This window comes from Saccharothrix sp. HUAS TT1 (assembly GCF_040744945.1).
Classification (GTDB): domain Bacteria; phylum Actinomycetota; class Actinomycetes; order Mycobacteriales; family Pseudonocardiaceae; genus Actinosynnema.
In genome coordinates this window covers 3,385,692-3,403,545 of sequence record NZ_CP160453.1, presented here as the reverse complement: position 1 = coordinate 3,403,545, position 17,854 = coordinate 3,385,692, and the positions used below count along the sequence as shown (strand labels likewise).

The window sequence follows — 17,854 nt, the reverse complement described above, 5'->3', positions numbered from 1 at the left end:
ACGTGGACATCGTCTTCAGGGGCGCGCGGGTCGTGGACGGCACCGGCGCGCCCGCCCGCGCGGCCGACGTCGGGGTGCGGGACGGCCGGATCGCCGCGATCGGCGACCGGCTCGACGGCAGGCGGGTCGTCGATGCCGACGGCCGGGTGCTCGCGCCCGGGTTCATCGACATGCACTCCCACTCCGACCTCCAGCTGCTGGTCAACCCCGACCACCTGGCCAAGGTGTCCCAGGGCGTCACCACCGAGGTCCTGGGCCAGGACGGGCTGTCCTACGCGCCCGTGGACGACGACGCGCTCACCGCGATGCGCGCCCAGCTCGCCGGCTGGAACGACGACCCGCCCGGGTTCGACTGGAGCTGGCGCACGGTCGGCGAGTACCTGGACCGCCTCGACCGGGGCATCGCGGTCAACGCCGCCTACCTCGTGCCCCAGGGCACGCTGCGGGTGCTGTGCGTCGGCTACGACGACCGGCCCGCCACCGCCGCCGAGCTGGACCGGATGCGCGAGGTGCTGGCGCGGTCGCTGCGCGAGGGCGCGATGGGCATGTCGTCCGGCCTCACCTACACCCCCGGCATGTACGCCGACACCGCCGAGCTGACCGAGCTGTGCCGCGTCGTCGGCGAGCTGGGCGGGTTCTACAGCCCGCACCACCGCAGCTACGGCGCGGGCGCGCTGGAGGCGTACGCCGAGGTGGTGCGGGTGTCGCGGGACGCGGGCTGCCCCCTGCACCTGGCGCACGCCACGATGAACTTCGACGTCAACCGGGGACGGGCGGGCGAGCTGCTGGACCTGCTCGACCGGGCCATCGCCGACGGCGCGGACATCACCCTCGACACCTACCCGTACCTGCCCGGCGCGACGTACCTGTCCGCGCTGCTGCCCAGCTGGGCGGGCGAGGGCGGACCGGAGGCCACCCTGGCCCGGCTCGCCGACCCCGGCGCCCGCGAGCGCATCCGGGCCGAGGTCGAGGACACCGGCTCCGACGGCTGCCACGGCGTGCCGGTCGACTGGGACGCCATCGAGGTCAACGGCGTGCGCGAGGCCGGGAACGCGCACCTGGTCGGCTCCTCGATCGCCGCGTCCGCCCGCCGGGCCGGGCGGCCGCCCGCCGAGCTGTACTTCGACGTGCTGCTCTCCGAGCGGCTGGGCGCCTCGTGCCTGATGCACGTCGGCCACGAGGACAACGTCCAGGCGATCATGCGGCACCCCGCGCACACCGGCGGCAGCGACGGGCTGCTGGTCGGCGACCGCCCCCACCCCCGCGCCTGGGGCACCTTCCCCCGCTACCTCGCCCGCTACGTGCGCGACCTCGGCGTGCTCGGCCTGGAGGAGTGCGTCGCCCACCTCACCGGACGCGCCGCGCGGCGGCTGCGGCTGACCGACCGCGGGCTGGTGCGGGAGGGGTGGGCCGCCGACCTCGTGCTGTTCGACCCCGACACCGTCGCCGACACCGCCACCTTCGACCAGCCCCGGCAGGCCGCCGCGGGCATCAGCCACGTCCTGGTCAACGGCGTCCCCGTGCTCGACGACGGCGCGCGGACCGACGCCCTGCCCGGACGTTCCCTGCGCAACCCCCGGAGCCGCACGTGATCGACTGGCTGCAGCACACCACCGGCGGCCTGCTGACGCTGTCCGCGCTCAGCATCGCCCTGCTGCTGGCGCTGATCATCAGGTGGAAGGTCGAGCCGTTCATCGCGCTGCTCGTCGTCGGCCTGCTGGTCGCCCTGGCCGCCGGGCTGCCGGTGGAGACGCTGGTCGGCTCGGCGCAGAAGGCGTCGGAGTCGTTGGTGGAGAAGGGCTTCGGCGGCATCCTCGGCCACGTCGCCGCGATCATCGGCCTGGGCACCCTGCTCGGCTCCATCCTCGAAGCCTCCGGCGGCGCCGAGGTGCTGACCCGGTCGCTGCTGCGGGCGTTCGGCGAGAAGCGCGCCCCGCTGGCCATGGGCCTGGCCGGGTTGACCTTCGGCGTGCCGGTGTTCTTCGACATCGGCATCTTCGTGCTCGCACCCCTGGTGTACGTGGCCGCCAAGCGCAGCGGCCGGTCCGTGGTGCTGTACGCGATGCCGCTGCTGGCCGGGCTGTCGGTGATGCACGCGTTCATGCCGCCGCACCCCGGGCCCGTCGCGGCGGCCGGGCTGCTCGGCGTCGAACTGGGCTGGATCATCATCATGGCGCTCGCCGTGGCGATCCCGGCGTGGTTCATCGGCGGCGTGCTGTTCTCGGCGTGGATCGGCAAGCGGCTGCACGTGCCGGTGCCGGAGGAGATGCTGGCCGCGGCGGAGGCGGCGCGCGGCGAGCAGACCAAGGGCGAACCGCCGCTGTCGCTGGTGCTGGGCATCATCGCGGTGCCGCTGGTGCTGATCCTGGCGGGCACGTTCGGCAGCGTCCTGCTGCCCAAGGGTTCCACCGCGCTGGGCGTGTTCACGTTCTTCGGCACGCCCGCGGTCGCGTTGACGATCGCCGTGCTGCTGGCGTTCTGGCTCCTCGGCTTCCGCCGCGGCATGACCCGCGAGCAGGTGACCGACCTGTCCGGCGCGTCGCTGCGACCCGTGGCGATGATCCTGCTGGTGGTCGGCGCGGGCGGGTTCTTCGGCGCGGTGCTGGCCGCGACCGGCGTCGGCAAGGTGCTCGCCACGTCGCTGGCCGACCTCGGCCTGCCGGTGATTGCGCTGTCGTACGTGATCAGCTGCGGCCTGCGCATCGCCCAGGGCTCGGCCACGGTCGCGATCGTGACCACGACCGGCATCGTCGCGCCCGTCGTCGCGGACCTGAGCTACTCGCAGCCGCAGCTGGCCCTGCTCGTCATGTCCATCGCGGCGGGCTCGATCATCGCCTCGCACGTCAACGACGGCGGGTTCTGGATCGTGTCCCGCTACTTCGGCCTGTCGGTGAAGGAAACCCTCCAGACGTGGACCGCGCTGGAGACCATCCTGTCCGTGGTCGGCTTCGCGGTGGCCGCGCTGCTCAGCCTCGTCGTCTGACGGCTCGCCGGACGTGCGGCTAGCCGTCCAGCGCGGCCCGGAACCCGGCCAGGTAGGTGCGCAGGCCCCGCCTGCCGCTGCGCATCATCAGCTCGTGGTTGACCTCCAGCAGCGGTCGGCCCACGAGCGCCAGGCGGCGCAGCAGCGGCTTGCGCACCACCACCTCCTGGTCGTACACCAGCCGCGCGCCCGAGCCCTCCGGGAAGATCCGCCAGCTCGCCGTGCCGTCCAGGTCGCCGACCAGGTCGGCGCGCAACAACCCCGCCGCCGGCTCCTTGGCGTTGTGCCACGCCTGGAACACCAGGTCGTAGGGCAGGAAGGAGCGGCACGTCAGCTCGGCCGCGTCGGCGGCGACCTGGCGCGCCCGCCGCACCTCCGGCCACCACGCCGGGTAGCTGCCCAGGTCGGCGAGCACGTCGAACACCCGACCGGGAGAGCTGTCCACCGACCAGACGCTGCGGAAGCGGTACGAGTTCAGCGGCATGTCGACCATGGTCACGCACACCGGCCGACCGGTCCAACCCCGGGCGCGCCCAGGTTGGCGTGCCCAGGGGTTGGCGCACCCGGCCGACCGCTTGCCCGCGCCGGCCGTGCCCGGCCGACCGCGCACCCGGCCGGCCGGGTGCGCGGAACCCGGTCCGGTCAGCCGACCGCCGCCTCGACCGGCAGCACCTCGCTCAGGAACTGCCCGGTGTAGCTGTCCGCGACCGCCGCCACCTGCTCCGGCGTGCCCTCGGCCACCACCGTGCCGCCGCCGGAACCACCCTCGGGACCCATGTCCACCAGCCAGTCCGACGTCTTGATCACGTCGAGGTTGTGCTCGATCACGATCACCGTGTTGCCCTTGTCCACCAGGCCGTTGATCACGCCGAGCAGCTTGCGGATGTCCTCGAAGTGCAGACCCGTGGTCGGCTCGTCCAGGATGTAGACCGTCTTGCCGGTCGACCGCTTCTGCAGCTCGGCCGCCAGCTTCACCCGCTGCGCCTCACCGCCGGACAGGGTCGGCGCGGGCTGGCCCAGCCGCACGTAGCCCAGGCCGACGTCGACCAGCGTCCGCAGGTGCCGGTGGATCGCGTTGATCGGCTCGAAGAACCCCGCCGCCTCCTCGATGGGCATGTCGAGGACTTCGGAGATCGTCTTGCCCTTGTAGTGCACTTCCAGCGTCTCGCGGTTGTACCGGGCGCCCTTGCACACCTCGCACGGCACGTAGACGTCCGGCAGGAAGTTCATCTCGATCTTGATCGTGCCGTCGCCCGCGCACGCCTCGCAGCGCCCGCCCTTGACGTTGAACGAGAACCGGCCCGGCTGGTAGCCGCGCACCTTCGCCTCGGTGGTCGCCGCGAACAGCTTGCGGATGTGGTCGAACACGCCCGTGTAGGTGGCCGGGTTGGACCGCGGGGTCCGGCCGATCGGCGACTGGTCGACCTGCACCAGCTTGTCGACCTGGTCCAGCCCGCGCACCCTGGTGTGCCTGCCCGGCACCTGCCGCGCGCCGTTCAGCTTGTTCGCCAGCACGGTCGCCAGGATGTCGTTGACCAGCGTCGACTTGCCCGAGCCGGACACGCCGGTCACCGAGACCAGGCAGCCGAGCGGGAACGACACGTCGATGCCGCGCAGGTTGTGCTCCCGCGCGCCGACCACGGTCAGCTGCCGCTTCTTGTCCACCTTGCGGCGGGCGGCGGGCATCGGGATCTCCTCGCGCCCCGCCAGGTACGCGCCGGTGATCGACTCCTTGTTCTTCAGCAGCTCCTGGTACGGGCCGCTGTGCACGACCTTGCCGCCGTGCTCGCCCGCGCCGGGGCCGATGTCGACCACCCAGTCCGAGGTGCGGATCGTGTCCTCGTCGTGCTCGACCACGATCAGCGTGTTGCCCAGGTCGCGCAGCCTGGTCAGCGTCTCGATCAGCTTGTGGTTGTCGCGCTGGTGCAGGCCGATCGACGGCTCGTCCAGCACGTACAGCACGCCGACCAGGCCGGAGCCGATCTGCGTGGCCAGCCTGATCCGCTGCGCCTCACCGCCGGACAGGGTGCCGGACGCGCGGTCCAGCGACAGGTAGTTCAGGCCGACGTCGAGCAGGAAGTGCAGCCGGGCCTGGATCTCCTTGAGCACCGCGCCCGCGATCATCGACTCGCGCTTGCCCAGCTTGAGCCCGTCGAGGAAGTCCGAGCACTCGGCCACCGACATCGCGCACACCTCGGCGATGGACTTGTCGCCCTTGCGCCCGTGGTGCAGCGTGACGGCCAGGATCTCCGGCTTGAGGCGGGTGCCCTGGCACGTGGGGCACGGCACCTCCCGCATGTAGCCCTCGTACTTCTCCCGCATGTACTCGGACTCGGTCTGCTCCTGCCGCCGCTCCAGGAACGGGATCACGCCCTCGAAGTTGGCGTAGTAGGAGCGCTCGCGGCCGTACCGGTTCTTGTAGCGGACGTTGACCTGCTCGTCGACGCCGTGCAGCACCGCCTTCTGCACCTTGGCGGGCAGCTGCCGCCACGGCGTGTCCATCCGGAAGCCGATCGCCAGGCCGAGCGATTCCAGCAGCCGGGTGAAGTACTCGGCGGTCTGACCGGACGCCCACGGCGCGATCGCGCCCTCGGCCAGCGACAGCTCGTCGTCCGGCACCACCAGCTCCGGGTCGACCTCCTTGCGGACGCCGATGCCCGTGCAGGCCGGGCACGCGCCGTAGGGCGAGTTGAACGAGAACGACCGCGGCTCCAGGTCCTCGATCGCCAGCGGGTGGCCGTTCGGGCAGGCCAGGTTCTCCGAGAAGCCGCGCACCCGGCCCGGGTCACCCTCCGGCACGTCCACGAACTCCAGCTCGACCAGGCCGTCGGCCAGCCGCAGCGCGGTCTCGACCGAGTCGGTCAGCCGCTGCTTGGCGCTCGCCTTCACGCTCAGCCGGTCGATCACCACCGCGATGTGGTGCTTCTCCTGCTTCTTCAGCTTCGGCACCTCGGCCAGCGCGTGCACCACGCCGTCGACCTTGGCCCGCGAGTAGCCCTGCGACTGCAGGGTCGAGAACAGGTCCAGGTACTCGCCCTTGCGGCCGCGGATGACCGGCGCGAGCACCTGGAACTTGGTGCCCGCCGCCATCGCCAGCACCTGGTCCACGATCTGCTGCGGCGTCTGCTTGCTGATCGCCTCGCCGCAGGTCGGGCAGTGCGCCTTGCCGGCGCGCGCGTAGAGCAGCCGCAGGTAGTCGTAGACCTCGGTGATGGTGCCCACGGTCGAGCGCGGGTTGCGGCTGGTGGACTTCTGGTCGATCGACACGGCGGGCGACAGGCCCTCGATGAAGTCGACGTCCGGTTTGTCCATCTGGCCGAGGAACTGGCGCGCGTACGCGGACAGCGACTCGACGTAGCGGCGCTGGCCCTCGGCGAAGATCGTGTCGAAGGCGAGGCTGGACTTGCCCGAGCCGGACAGCCCGGTGAACACGATGAGGCTGTCCCTCGGCAGGTCGAGGTCCACCCCTCGCAGGTTGTGCTCGCGCGCCCCGCGAACGACAAGCCGGTCGGCCACAACGGTTCCCTTCGGTTCTTGACCATCCCCCGAACAGGCGTTCGAAAAGCGTATCGGACCACTGCGTCAGCCCTGTCGGGGAGGGCGTCAACCATGCTAGGGGCGGGCACCGACAAATCCGTGAGGGGCACTGGCACGATCGTGCGCCAACGGCTCTACCGGACGGTAGTGAACGCCCCTACGCTGGGGTGATAGGCCGTTCGGCCGCATACGCCGGGATGAGGTGCCCATGAGCTTCGCCGATGCCGCCCAGGTCCGATCCGCCCAGACGAGCGTACCCGCGCCACGCGAGCAGTCGGCAGCGGTGCAGCACGCGATCGCCGGGCTCGCCGAGGTCGAACGGGCGACAGAGGCGCTGTACGAGGTCGTCGCGGCCCTTGACCTGCCGGCTTTGCGCGGGCCGAGCCTGCTGCCCGGCTGGAGCCGCGGCCACGTGGTGACGCATCTCGCACGCAACGCCGACGCCCTGGTGAACCTGATGACGTGGGCGAAGACCGGCGTCGAGCACCAGATGTACCCGAGCGCCGCCGACCGCGACGCCGACATCGCCGAGGGCGCGGGCCGGCCGCCGCAGCTGCTGCGGGCCGACCTCGACGCGGCGTGCCAGCGGTTCACGGCGTTCGCCCGCGACCTGCCGCCCACCGCGTGGGAGGCGGAGGTCGTGCACCCGAAGGCCGGGCCGTTCCTGGCGCACCGGGTGCCGTGGCTGCGGCTGCGCGAGGTGTGGTTCCACCTGGTCGACCTCGACCGGGGCGTCGGGTTCGAGGACCTGCCGCCGGAGCTGCTGGAGCACTTCGTCGAGGACGTCGTCGGCCAGTACGCCGACCGGGCCGACGCGCCCGCCGTGCGGGTGGTGGCGGTGTTCCCGGACGGTCGTCAGCGCGGCTGGGCGCTGACCGCGGACAGCGGGACGTCGTCCGAGGTCAGCGGCTCGGCGGCGGACGTGCTGGGGTGGTTGACCGGCCGCCACAGCGGCGCCCGGCTGACCGGGGAGGCGCCGGCGCTGCCCAAGTGGCTCTGAGCGACGTGCAGGTGGGCGGTGAGCAGCAGCCCGGCCACGGTCGGGCGGGTCGGGCGGCTCGCGGTCAGGACGCGGTGCGCGGGCCGTTCCACGAGCGCGGTGAGCAGCCACCCGAGGACGACGGCCGTCGCCGTGAAGGCCGCGAGCTGCGCCCACGCTCCCCCATGGGGTGAGACCTTCGCCATCACCACGTAACCGATCTCCTGGTGCACCAGGTAGACGCCGTACGAGATGCCAGCGAACCACCTGATCGGGCGAGCCAGCAGGCGGAGCGGCGCGACGTCCCAGTCCCGGCCGCCGGCAGCGGCGCACACGCCGATCAGCAGGAAGCCGAGGCCGACGGTCGACGGCAGGTCCGCGCTGTGCACCGCCTGCGCCAGCAGGGAGGCGGTGAGCAGGGCGAACAGCCGCCCGTCGCCCAGTCGGCGCTTCGACCACAGCCAGATGGCGATGCCGATGGCGAACAGCTGCGCGCGGTGCACGCCCAGGCCGTCGTAGCAGGTGCGGACGAAGCCGGGCTCGACCGTCCAGACCCTGATCACGAGGGGGCCGACGACGAGCGCCCAGAGCAGCGCGTCCAGCCACCGGCCGCAGACCCTGGACGCCAGCAGCGCGCCCGCGACGAAGCCCGTGACCTGCACCGGGAGGGTCCAGTAGGAGAAGTCGACCAGGCGGACGCCGGGGAGCCAGTTCTGCAGCATGAGGACGTTGAAGACGAGGTCGCGCGGTTCGAGCCCGCTCCAGCCGTCCGGCGCGAGGTGGACCAGCACGAGGTAGGTGCAGGTGGCGGCGACCACGTAAGGAGGGAGCAGGCGGGCGAGGCGGTTGCGCAGGAACCGGCCGGGCGCGCCCTTGGACAGCGAGGCGCAGGCGAAGAACGCGGAGATCACCACGAGCGCGCTGGCGCCGAACTCCAGGCTGAAGGCGAAGGCCGGTCGGGCGAGTTCGGAGTGGACGGACGGCCCGGCGTGGGTGGCGTGCTGGAGGAGCACGCACAGCACGGCCAGGGTGCGCAGGACGTCCCAGTTGATCCGGCGGTTGGCAGGCACGAGGCGGAAGGACCCTAATCGGACGAGATCGGAGAGGAAGCGACGAGCGTTCCAGACCCTAGGGGGTCGGCCTGTGCGCGTCCTGAAGGGTGCCCGGTCGGCTACCGTCGGCCATTGTGGACGTACTAGAGGACTACACGGGGCATGTATCGCCGGGCGGACCGGCAGCACGGCGCACCCTGGACGCGCTGACCATCACGAAGGTCTCGGTCGGGCCGATGGACAACAACGCGTACCTGCTGGTGTGCCGCGCGACGAACGAGGGCCTGCTGATCGACGCGGCCGCCGACCCGGAACGCCTGTCGGACGTGGTCGGCCACTCGGTGCACCGCCCGAGGCTGAAGACGGTGGTGACCACCCATCAGCACGCCGACCACTGGGGCGCGCTGGGCGCCGTGGCGGGCGCCAACGGCTCGAACACGATCGCGCACGCGGCGGACGCCCACGTCCTCCCCATCCCGCCGGACGTGTTCGTGGAGCACGGCGACGCGGTGCACGTCGGCGAAGTGCCCCTGACCGTCGTCCACCTGCGCGGCCACACCCCGGGCTCGATCGCCCTGCTCTACCGCGACCCCACCGGCCACCCGCACCTGTTCACGGGCGACTCGCTGTTCCCGGGCGGTCCTGGACGGACAACAAGCCCGGAGGACTTCAAGAGCCTGATGGACGACTTGGAGGCTCGGGTCTTCGGTGAACTACCCGATGACACCTGGTTCTACCCCGGTCACGGGGATGATTCCACGCTCGGAGCCGAGCGCCCCAAGCTCGGCGAGTGGCGTTCGCGCGGCTGGTGAGCTGAAGGACCTCCCGGACGGGGCCGCCTGACTTATCAGGCGGCCCCGTCTGCTGTTGAAGCAGCGCGACGGGGCCTTGATCGGACGCTGGAGGTCCGACCGTGCGCACATCGTGCCAGGTCCACGGCTCGCAGGCGGTGCTGTCGTGAGCATCGAGGCGATCAACTGGCGCTCAACCACGCCCCCATCCCCACCGACCGCAAGGAAGCGTCGACGCTGGCGATCACCTTGATCGCGCTCGCCAACCACGCCGGTCCGGACGGCACCGACGCCTTCCCGTCGATGGACCTGATGACTACCTACACCCGCCTCTCCCGCCGGACCGTTCAAGGCTCGCTGCGGTCACTGGAGGAGCTTGGCCTGATCCGCAAGGGCAACACCCGCGTGAGGGACGCCCGGATCGAGCGAGCTGACTGGCGCCCAGAGGTTTACGACCTGGTGCTATCTGCGGGTACAGCAGCGAGGCGTCAGGATGGCACCCCGCTGACCAGCACGGGGCGTCGTCTGAGCACGAACGGGGCGTCAGGGGGGACCAGGCGGGGCGTCAGCACGACGCCCGAACCGTCCTTCAATCGTCCAAGGAACCGTCCCGCGCTGAGCGCGCCCGGTGGGCGCTCGACGGTGCCGCCAGAGTGTGGGCGGTGTGACGCTCGTCCTGGTGACCCCATCTCCGCTCGGGTTATGTGGACCGACGAGGACCGCACCCACTCCACACCGTGCCCCCGCTGCGCGCCGCAGCGGCTGGGAGGTGTGCGATGAGCGGGCGTGTTCATCTCGTTTATCGGGAGCCAGCCACCACGATCCACCCAAAGCTGACCGCCGTAGCGCTGGCGGCGCTCATTGGCGCGCTGGCCTGGTCCACGACGGGAGTGCACCACACGCTGACCCGAAGCATGACCGACAGGGATGCGGCGTGGTGGGGCGCATGGGCAGTGGAGCCGGTCATCTCGGCAGTGCTGCTGGTCGTGGTTGCGGCCAAGGCTTACCTCGCGACGCACGGCCGGACACTGAAGCACAGGCATCTGAGCGTCGTGGAGTTCGGCGCACTCGCCGTCACGCTTACGCTCAACATCTGGCCGTACACCCCGTGGCAGGCCGACCGGTTCGACCCCATGCAGCTGCTCGCTCAAGCGATCGGACCTCTGGTCGCTATCGGCGCGGTCACCGTCATGCCCGTCATTTGGACCGCCTTCGCCGACCTCGACCACGGCCTACCGGTAGGCGCTACCACCTAGAGTACAGGCGCAACGCCCCTGACGGGGACGCCAAGTCCGAGGGAGCTACCGCAGTTCGCACCGCCCTACTGGTGGAGCGCGCCCGCCAACTGATCGTCGGTGGAAAACTGCCGAGTGCCCCGTCGGCCACCCGGCTGCGCGAGGCCTTGGGGTGTGGTACAGGCACGGCACGTGAAGTCCGCGACACTCTGCGCACGGAGGGAACCACACGACCGGGCCACAGGTGAAGGACCGCCACGTCGGCAGCGGAGTTGATCGGAGACTGGCGTGCCCGCCGCCTGACCAGAAATGTGATATCCCGGCTCCCGTCACAGTGACTGGCGCTACTCGCGACGAACTGACCGACCACGAGCACGGACTCGTCACGACGCCGAGCTGGCTGCTCGGATCAGCTGGCAAACGGATTGTTCGGTCAAGCGCTACGCCGTGCCAGGGGGGTACCAACACCGCGCAGACAGGAGGCTCGACCAGTCCGGCATCGGCGACCCACCTCGACGCGACCTGAACAGCGATAACGGATCACTAAGCGGGTGGGTCGGCACATAGTGTGCCGACCCACCCGCTTAGGACACAAATACCAGCACGATTTATACCGATGCTGATCACGGCAACCGCACATGCCAGCCGCTGTCCACGTGTCTGTCCAGCGCTCTCGTTACAGCTTCCGGCTAAATGTCGGACAGACGCCCCTCTCGCTCGGCTTTAGCCAGTTGCAGCGCTTCCGCGACAGCGGCGAACTCATCCAGTGCCGCTTGCAGGTCCTCGACGATCTCCTGGGCGATGACCTCCGGGGGCTGCAGGTTGTCGCTGTCCTCCAGGTCCGAATCACGCATCCAAGTGATGTCGAGGTTGACCTTGTCACGGGCGAGCAGTTCATCGTAGGTAAAGCACTTGAACCGCTCGGATTCACTGCGGTTGTGTCGATCATCGGGGTTGTACGCCTTGACGAACGCGTCAAGGTGATGCGCCTGGAGTTTGTTCTGCCGCAGCGTGAAGTGCTGGCTGGTACGGAAGTCGTAAACCCACAGCTTCGAGGTCCACGGTGCTTCCGGGCGGGCACGCTTGCGGTCAAAGAACAGCACGTTCGCCTTGACCCCACCCGCATAGAAAATGCCAGTGGGCAGGCGGAGCAGCGTGTGGACGTCGCACTCATTGAGCAGACGTCGACGGATGATTTCGCCCGCGCCACCCTCAAACAGCACGTTGTCCGGAACAACAACGGCCGCCCTGCCATCAATCTTGAGCATGTTCGCGATGTGCTGGACAAAGTTGAGCTGCTTATTGCTGGTAGCCACCCAGAAATCGGCGCGATCGTAGCTAACGTCTTCCCGGGCGACCTTGCCGAATTCATCGATCGAGGTGAAACCGGATTTGCGGCCGAACGGCGGGTTGGCGAGCACAACTGTGGCACGCTCGTTCGGTGCAGGATGCCTCAGCAAAGCATCGCGGACGTCGATAAGCGCCTTTCCGCCCGGGTCTCCGATGCCATGCAGCAAGAGATTCATCTGAGCCAGTCGGGCCGTTCCGTGTACGAGCTCGATCCCGGATATGCCGCCACTGCGAAGGTGCTGCGCGTCTTCCTTCGTCAACTCCTCACCATAGTTGGCCTGAATGTGCTCATGTGCGGCAAGCAGGAAACCTCCGGTACCACAGGCGGGGTCAACGATAGTGTCGTCCGGCCGAGGACGTACACAACGGACCATCGCGTCGATGAGAGGGCGCGGCGTAAAGTACTGGCCAGCACCAGACTTGATGTCCTCAGCACCCTTCTCTAGCAGTGCCTCGTAGGCGTCACCCTTGATGTCCACGCCGGTACCCGACCAGTTAACTTTATCGATCAGGTCGACAATCAGCTTCTTCAACGTGGCGGCGTTGCGAATCTTATTCTCCGCCCCGTAGTAGATCAACCCAAGAGCAGTGTCCGGCTTCCTGCCGAGCTGAGCGAGCACCTTCTTGTAAATGACCTTAAGATCGTCAGCGTCCGCGTCTACAAGAGTTTGCCAACCAAGCCGACTGGGCACAATCTCTTCTGCAGCAAAAGACCTTCGCCCTGAACGCTCCTGTGCCATCTTGAGAAATAGCAACAGAGTCAACTGATCGACATAGTCGATCGTAGACACACCGTCATGCCTGAGCACATGGCAGTAGCTCCACAGCTTGTCGACAAGCTGTTTCGCCTCAGCGATCGTTTTTGGTACCGTCATAGCAGCGTCTCCCTAGTAGTGCCGTTTTCTCGCCGTCCACGCTTAGACGTCGATTGCGACGCCACCCGCTCTTTCTGGAGACGCTCTAGCAACACGGATGCAGGCTCGTCGGAAGTATTTTGGGAAGTCAGTCGACCAGCGAATGCGTCAATTAGAAGAGATCTACGAAGTTGACTTCCTCGAGCTACTGCTATACGGAGGTCCGCCGCAAGCCGCTCCTCCATTCGCGAAAGCTCGGACACCTTCTCAACGATATAACGTTGCAATCCCAAGGGGGGCACTGGGATCGGAATCTCGCGCACCCGAGAACTGTTAAGCGCCAACTGATTTCCACCAGACGACAGTAGACGCGTCTCGTGATAACGCTCTTCCAATACCGTATAGACATACTCAGGAAGCATTGCGGTTTCACTTACGCGTATAGATGCGCAGTTCTGATTGTGAGCTGCCCCAATATCCAGTACTGCAGCTTGACCGCGAGTCTTACCCTCTCCGATCATCGCAAGTAGCACGGTACCCGGCGGATGATACCGAGTATCCCTATTGCCAAGAGCCTCTTCAGAGATGGTTTCGCGAGTGCTACCGATTCTACAAAAGGAAACTTCGCCGCTCGAAACCCACGGAATCGAACCGTTCCAGTTACTAGCAACAGAGCGCGACGGGGTCGCGCCGACATAAACTCGAAATAGTCGACCCATAGTGGACCATCGCCACGAATCGGGTATGGGCCACGGCCCCACTACCTCCTCACCTGCTCCTCCTCCCTGGGCCGTCGCTAGCACATCGTTAGCAGTTCCCATATCGACACCTGAAGGAATTCCGACCCCTTGGAGCATCTTCCGCATAGCCGAGAGTCGGACATTCCGAAGGCGACTTCTACCCCGCTCAACACCTTTCATCGCCGCGTCGAGCCGAGATAGATGGTCTTCAAGTTGTGCCATGATGCGGTTTTGTTCCGCTTCAGGAGCCACGGGAATGGAAACATTCATCAGGCTCGGCACATCGATCGATGCCACGGTCGTGCCACGCTTCGTACATTCTTTGAGGAGTTGCGACTCGACACTGCGCAGATAGTAGGCTATCCAAGCAGGCGCTATACCGGAAAACGGTACGACTGCGCGCATATCCTGATTAAGCGTTGTACCGAAAGGTACGACCGCTACCGGCAACCTTCTCTCCAAGATGCCGGACCTGACTACGATAGCGACAGAGTTCTGCGGAACAAGGCGAGCTGGAGAGTTTCCAAGAGCAAGCTCGGAAATCTTGTCCCGTGTACTAACGAGCACCTCAGATCCCATGTCTTTGGGCGAAAGCCATGGAATCGTGCCGTCGAGCCAATACTCGGGTTTACCTTTCGATGGCGTGCCTCCACCAAACCAGGTTCCAACTTCGCCTAGCCTTACCCATTCCCAGCCCAGGGGCAGGTCGCTCATGCGGGGAGGGTCCTGTTCAACTCGTCCAGCAGTTGTTCCGCGCGGTCGTCGCCGAAGTCACGGATGAAGCCGTCGACGCCGCCGCGTTCGATGAACGGTACGCCATCGAGATCGTCGGGGGTCACGAGGAGGCGGCTGGCCAGGGTGACTGCGATCTTCTCGATCCACCACCGCTGGTCAACGGTGAAGCGCACGCCGCTCTGCTCCTGGCGAGCGAGCCAGTTCGCGAGCGTGTCTTCGACCCGGCTGCGGTAGGTACGCAACTCGGAGTCAAGACCAAGTTCGTAGCGCAGGATGGTCATCAACTCAGGGACGCCCTTACGGCCACCGTTGCCCTTGGCAATGCCGAGGTTCTGATAGGCCCTCCAGAGGACTTCCGGCGTCCATCGGTAGGGCGGCGACTCGATCTTCGATGCCAAACGCTTCAGCGATCTGTACACCTCGGCAGGGTCGCGTCGAGGCTCGCTAAAGGCTACCCGCAGTGCTGCGATCTCGTCGGCGTTGTCTTGCAGGTACTGCCGCCAGTCCTCGACCACCTGCTGCGGGCGGTTTTCGCCCATAAGCCTGGCTTCGACGGACTTCACTTGGTCAGGGTTGTATTCGTCATAGGGCAAGTCGTACTTGCGGCGAATGGTCAGGATGCGCGCCCGCAGCTCGGGTCGTTCCGCGAGGATACGCACAGCGTCGAGCACGAGTTGCTGCTGGGCTTCCGGGCCGCCTGCCTGCAATGCGATCTCCTGAGCCTCCTCGTCGGTGGCACGCTCCAAGCCCTGGGCGATCTTCTTGATTGTCTCGCCGCTGGCAAGCTCGGTTAGTTCGTCTCGTTCGTCTGGTGTGATCTGCCGGTCGAGCGCGCTCAGCCGCGAGGCGAGCGCGGCTGCCTCGTCGATAGAGATGCCCTGGCTGGCGGCGCGGTTGAGCAGCTTCTCTAGACTGACCTGCCGTTGGGTAGCGGGCTGCAATGGCTTGGCATCGACCAAGGGCGAGTCGGTCACGCCGATTGGGTCGACCAACAGGAACTTCTCCTTGGCACGCGCGTCTGGGGTGACCCTCTGGAACTCATCGATGTCGATCGTGCGGGCACCCCGTCCCTTCATCTGCTCAAAATAAGTCGCGCTGGACACCCCGCGGAGGAACAGGACACACTCGAGCGGCTTCACGTCGGTGCCGGTCGCGATCATGTCAACGGTGACCGCAATACGGAACGCTGCATCGTTGCGGAAGTCGGCGATCAACTGCTCGGGGTTCTCTGCCCGGTAGGTGATCTTCGAGCAGAACTTCGTGTCCCCGCTGAAGATCTCACGGACGATGTCGACGATCTCGTCTGCGTGCTGGTCGGTCTTGGCGAAGATGAGCGTCTTAGGCACGAGCTTGCGCTTCGGGAAGTACTGGGGCCAGTCGTCGTGGAACCGCTGGATCACCGTGCGGATCTGGCTCAGGTTCATCACGGTCCGGCCGATGGCGTCCGCGCTGTAGTCCAGGTTCGTGTCGAGCTGCTCGTACCGCTCGCGTCGGGTGTGCAGGTCGACGATGCGCACCGGGACATTCGCCGGGATGCTGCCGCCTTGCTCGCCGATCACGGTTGTGATCCGCATGATGTCGAAGTCGACGTTTACCTGGTCGGCGACGGCCTGCCGGTAGGTGTACTGGCTGACCAGGTTCTCGTGGAAAAAGCCGAACGTCTGAGCCACCGGCGTGGCGGTGAGGCCGACCATGTGCGCATCGAAGTACTCCAGCACAGCACGCCACTTGCCGTAGATCGATCGGTGGCACTCGTCCACGATCACCAGGTCGAACGTCTCCGGCGGCAGCGCGGCGTTGTACTCGACCTCGACGGCGTCCACCTGGTAGTCGTCGTCGCGCTCGTCCTCCGGCACTTCCTCGCCACGGAGCATCGAGTACAGCCTCTGGACAGTGCTGATCACGACGTGGGTTGAGTCGAGCACGACACCGCTGCGCAGTCGCTGCACGTTGTACAGCTCGCCGAACGGCGTCCCGTCCTCGGGCGTCCTGAAGTTCTCGAACTCACCTTGCGCCTGGCGGCCGAGGTTGTTGCGGTCCACCAGGAACAGCACGCGCTTCGCTCCCGCGTGGCGGAGCAGCCGGTAGGTCTCGGTAACCATCGTGAACGTCTTGCCCGCCCCCGTGGCCATCTGGATCAGAGCCCGCGGCTTGTCGTCGGCGAGGGACACCTCCAGGCCGCTGATCGCCTCTACCTGCGCTTTTCGTAGGTCATCGGTGATCAGTTCCGGCATACGACGGAGCCTGTGCCGATAGGTCGGAGCCTCCGTGTTGGCCTCGGCCTCCCTGATCCACCGGGCGATGGTGGCCGGTTGGTGGAAGGAGAACACCCGCCGCGGCCGGGCGACCAGGTCGAGGTTGTTGGTGAATCGGGTCTCCACCGCGGTCGACTCGTAGCGGAACGGCAGCGGCATGCGCCATGCCGCGAGCTGCTGGCCAGCATCCAGTCCGGACGCATAGCGCTCGGTCTGACGGTTCACCGCACCCAGGCTCACGCCTTCCCGTTTGGCCTCGATGACGCCCACCAGCTTCGCGCCGACGTACAGCAGGTAGTCCGCCCGGCCCGTGGCCGTTGCGACCTCACGGACAGCCACACCGAGCTTTGCGTGCACGTTCATGGCTGCGCGGTCCTGCACGACCCACCCGGCGGCGGTGAGCATCCGGTCGATGATCCGCCGGACCTGGGCCTCACTGAGCAGCGGACGACTCGCGATCGCCGCACGCTCAACGTACTCATCCCGCAGGGCAGAGTCGATGGGCGCCGCGTCGGAAGCCCTAGCGTTGAGCTGGCGCTGCAACTCGTCCACCTTGGTGGAAAGCTGCCGGACCAGGTCCTGCAATCCGGCCTGGGCCTGCACCGCGCGCAGGATCTCTTGGCTCGCCGCTGCCTGAGCAGCCACTTCGGCGGTGGCCCGAGCCGTCCTGTCGTCGATGGTCGTCTTCATCTCGACGAGTTCGGCGTGGTACTGGCTCAGAAGCTGACGCAACTCCGCCAGCGCTTCCGACTCCTCGGCAACCACCGGCTCCGGGGCGGCCAGGGGCTGGGGCGGCACGAACGGCGGCGCCGCGTCGCGGCTTCCGCTGACCGTGCGGCTGAACCAGGCACCGAGTTCGTAGCACGCCCTGACCAGTACCAGGGCGTCACGCTGGGCGGCGTACCCTTCGTGAACCGCCTGGTTACCGATAGTGCGAACTTGTTCAAACCAACCATGAACGCGCTGGTTGATGAACCCTTGGTCACTGAGCATTTTAAGGCGTTTGAACTGCTTGTCCGGCATATTGGGTATGCCGAACTGAAGGAATGCTCTCGCCGTCAGCGCTTCACCGAATAGGCGACATTTGAACATCGCCGTATTCGGGTCGGTAAACACTGCGGCCTCGGCAGCCGCGCCGTGCACGACCAGCACAGGCTCATGGGTCAACAAGTGACCGAAGTTCGTCGTACGTTGAGCCAGCTCATGAACCTGCTGGTCTACACCCATTACGCTCCCTGCCCGACTCCGCACCCCTGTCGCACTTGGCTCAGCTAGAGATCATCGCGCAACGCGACGACGATGTTACAACTCGAACGCGCTGCTTCGCTGTGGAATAATGAGAC

Annotated in this window: 11 protein-coding genes and 1 pseudogene; 6 read left to right on the top strand and 6 right to left on the bottom strand. The window is 67.2% G+C overall.

The window, feature by feature from the left end:
• Positions 1-2 precede the first annotated feature (2 nt).
• Positions 3-1,592, top strand: a complete 1,590-nt coding sequence (locus AB0F89_RS16750) for an amidohydrolase family protein (RefSeq protein WP_367137203.1) — start codon at positions 3-5, stop codon at positions 1,590-1,592.
• Entirely contained in the window at positions 1,589-2,983 is a 1,395-nt protein-coding gene (locus tag AB0F89_RS16745; RefSeq protein WP_367137201.1) for a GntP family permease, read from the top strand. Before AB0F89_RS16750 ends, AB0F89_RS16745 begins: the two co-directional genes overlap by 4 nt.
• A 19-nt stretch (positions 2,984-3,002) precedes the next feature.
• Here the strand turns inward: AB0F89_RS16745 and AB0F89_RS16740 are convergent, their stop codons facing one another.
• Together AB0F89_RS16740 and uvrA are read right to left on the bottom strand one after the other, a co-directional pair.
• A complete protein-coding gene (locus tag AB0F89_RS16740) occupies positions 3,003-3,467 on the bottom strand; it encodes an SRPBCC family protein (RefSeq protein WP_367137199.1) in 465 nt (154 codons plus the stop codon).
• Positions 3,468-3,625: 158 nt separating this feature from the next.
• Complete coding sequence (gene uvrA, locus AB0F89_RS16735; protein ID WP_367137197.1) at positions 3,626-6,499, bottom strand: excinuclease ABC subunit UvrA; 2,874 nt, start codon at positions 6,497-6,499, stop codon at positions 3,626-3,628.
• A 229-nt stretch (positions 6,500-6,728) separates the two neighbouring features.
• On the opposite strand from uvrA, the gene AB0F89_RS16730 reads away from it, so the two are divergent.
• Positions 6,729-7,520 carry a maleylpyruvate isomerase family mycothiol-dependent enzyme gene (locus AB0F89_RS16730; RefSeq protein ID WP_367137195.1) on the top strand — a complete coding sequence of 264 codons (792 nt, stop codon included), beginning with the start codon at positions 6,729-6,731 and terminating at the stop codon, positions 7,518-7,520.
• A 110-nt stretch (positions 7,521-7,630) separates the two neighbouring features.
• Here the strand turns inward: AB0F89_RS16730 and AB0F89_RS16725 are convergent.
• Positions 7,631-8,569 (bottom strand): annotated as a pseudogene (locus AB0F89_RS16725) (acyltransferase family protein); the annotation flags it as partial.
• A gap of 116 nt (positions 8,570-8,685) precedes the next feature.
• Between AB0F89_RS16725 and AB0F89_RS16720 the strand changes: the two are divergent.
• The 3 genes from AB0F89_RS16720 (at position 8,686) to AB0F89_RS16710 (ending at position 10,598) form a co-directional block, all read left to right on the top strand.
• On the top strand, positions 8,686-9,363 hold the full coding sequence (locus tag AB0F89_RS16720) for an MBL fold metallo-hydrolase (protein WP_367137193.1): 678 nt from the start codon (positions 8,686-8,688) through the stop codon (positions 9,361-9,363).
• Between the two features lie 228 nt (positions 9,364-9,591).
• Positions 9,592-10,122: a helix-turn-helix domain-containing protein gene (locus AB0F89_RS16715; protein WP_367137191.1), complete on the top strand. Its 531-nt coding sequence runs from the start codon at positions 9,592-9,594 to the stop codon at positions 10,120-10,122.
• Positions 10,119-10,598, top strand: coding sequence for a hypothetical protein (locus tag AB0F89_RS16710; RefSeq protein ID WP_367137189.1), 480 nt, complete (start codon positions 10,119-10,121; stop codon positions 10,596-10,598). The genes AB0F89_RS16715 and AB0F89_RS16710 overlap by 4 nt, the downstream gene beginning before the upstream one ends.
• Before the next feature lie 668 nt (positions 10,599-11,266).
• Here the strand turns inward: AB0F89_RS16710 and AB0F89_RS16705 are convergent.
• Genes AB0F89_RS16705 through AB0F89_RS16695 form a run of 3 tightly spaced genes read right to left on the bottom strand, consistent with a single transcriptional unit; the run spans position 11,267 to position 17,738 of the window.
• Positions 11,267-12,802: an N-6 DNA methylase gene (locus AB0F89_RS16705; protein WP_367137187.1), complete on the bottom strand. Its 1,536-nt coding sequence runs from the start codon at positions 12,800-12,802 to the stop codon at positions 11,267-11,269.
• Positions 12,799-14,235, bottom strand: coding sequence for a restriction endonuclease subunit S (locus AB0F89_RS16700; protein ID WP_367137185.1), 1,437 nt, complete (start codon positions 14,233-14,235; stop codon positions 12,799-12,801). Before AB0F89_RS16700 ends, AB0F89_RS16705 begins: the two co-directional genes overlap by 4 nt.
• Positions 14,232-17,738, bottom strand: coding sequence for a DEAD/DEAH box helicase family protein (locus tag AB0F89_RS16695; protein WP_367137183.1), 3,507 nt, complete (start codon positions 17,736-17,738; stop codon positions 14,232-14,234). The genes AB0F89_RS16700 and AB0F89_RS16695 overlap by 4 nt, the downstream gene beginning before the upstream one ends.
• Positions 17,739-17,854: the final 116 nt, after the last annotated feature.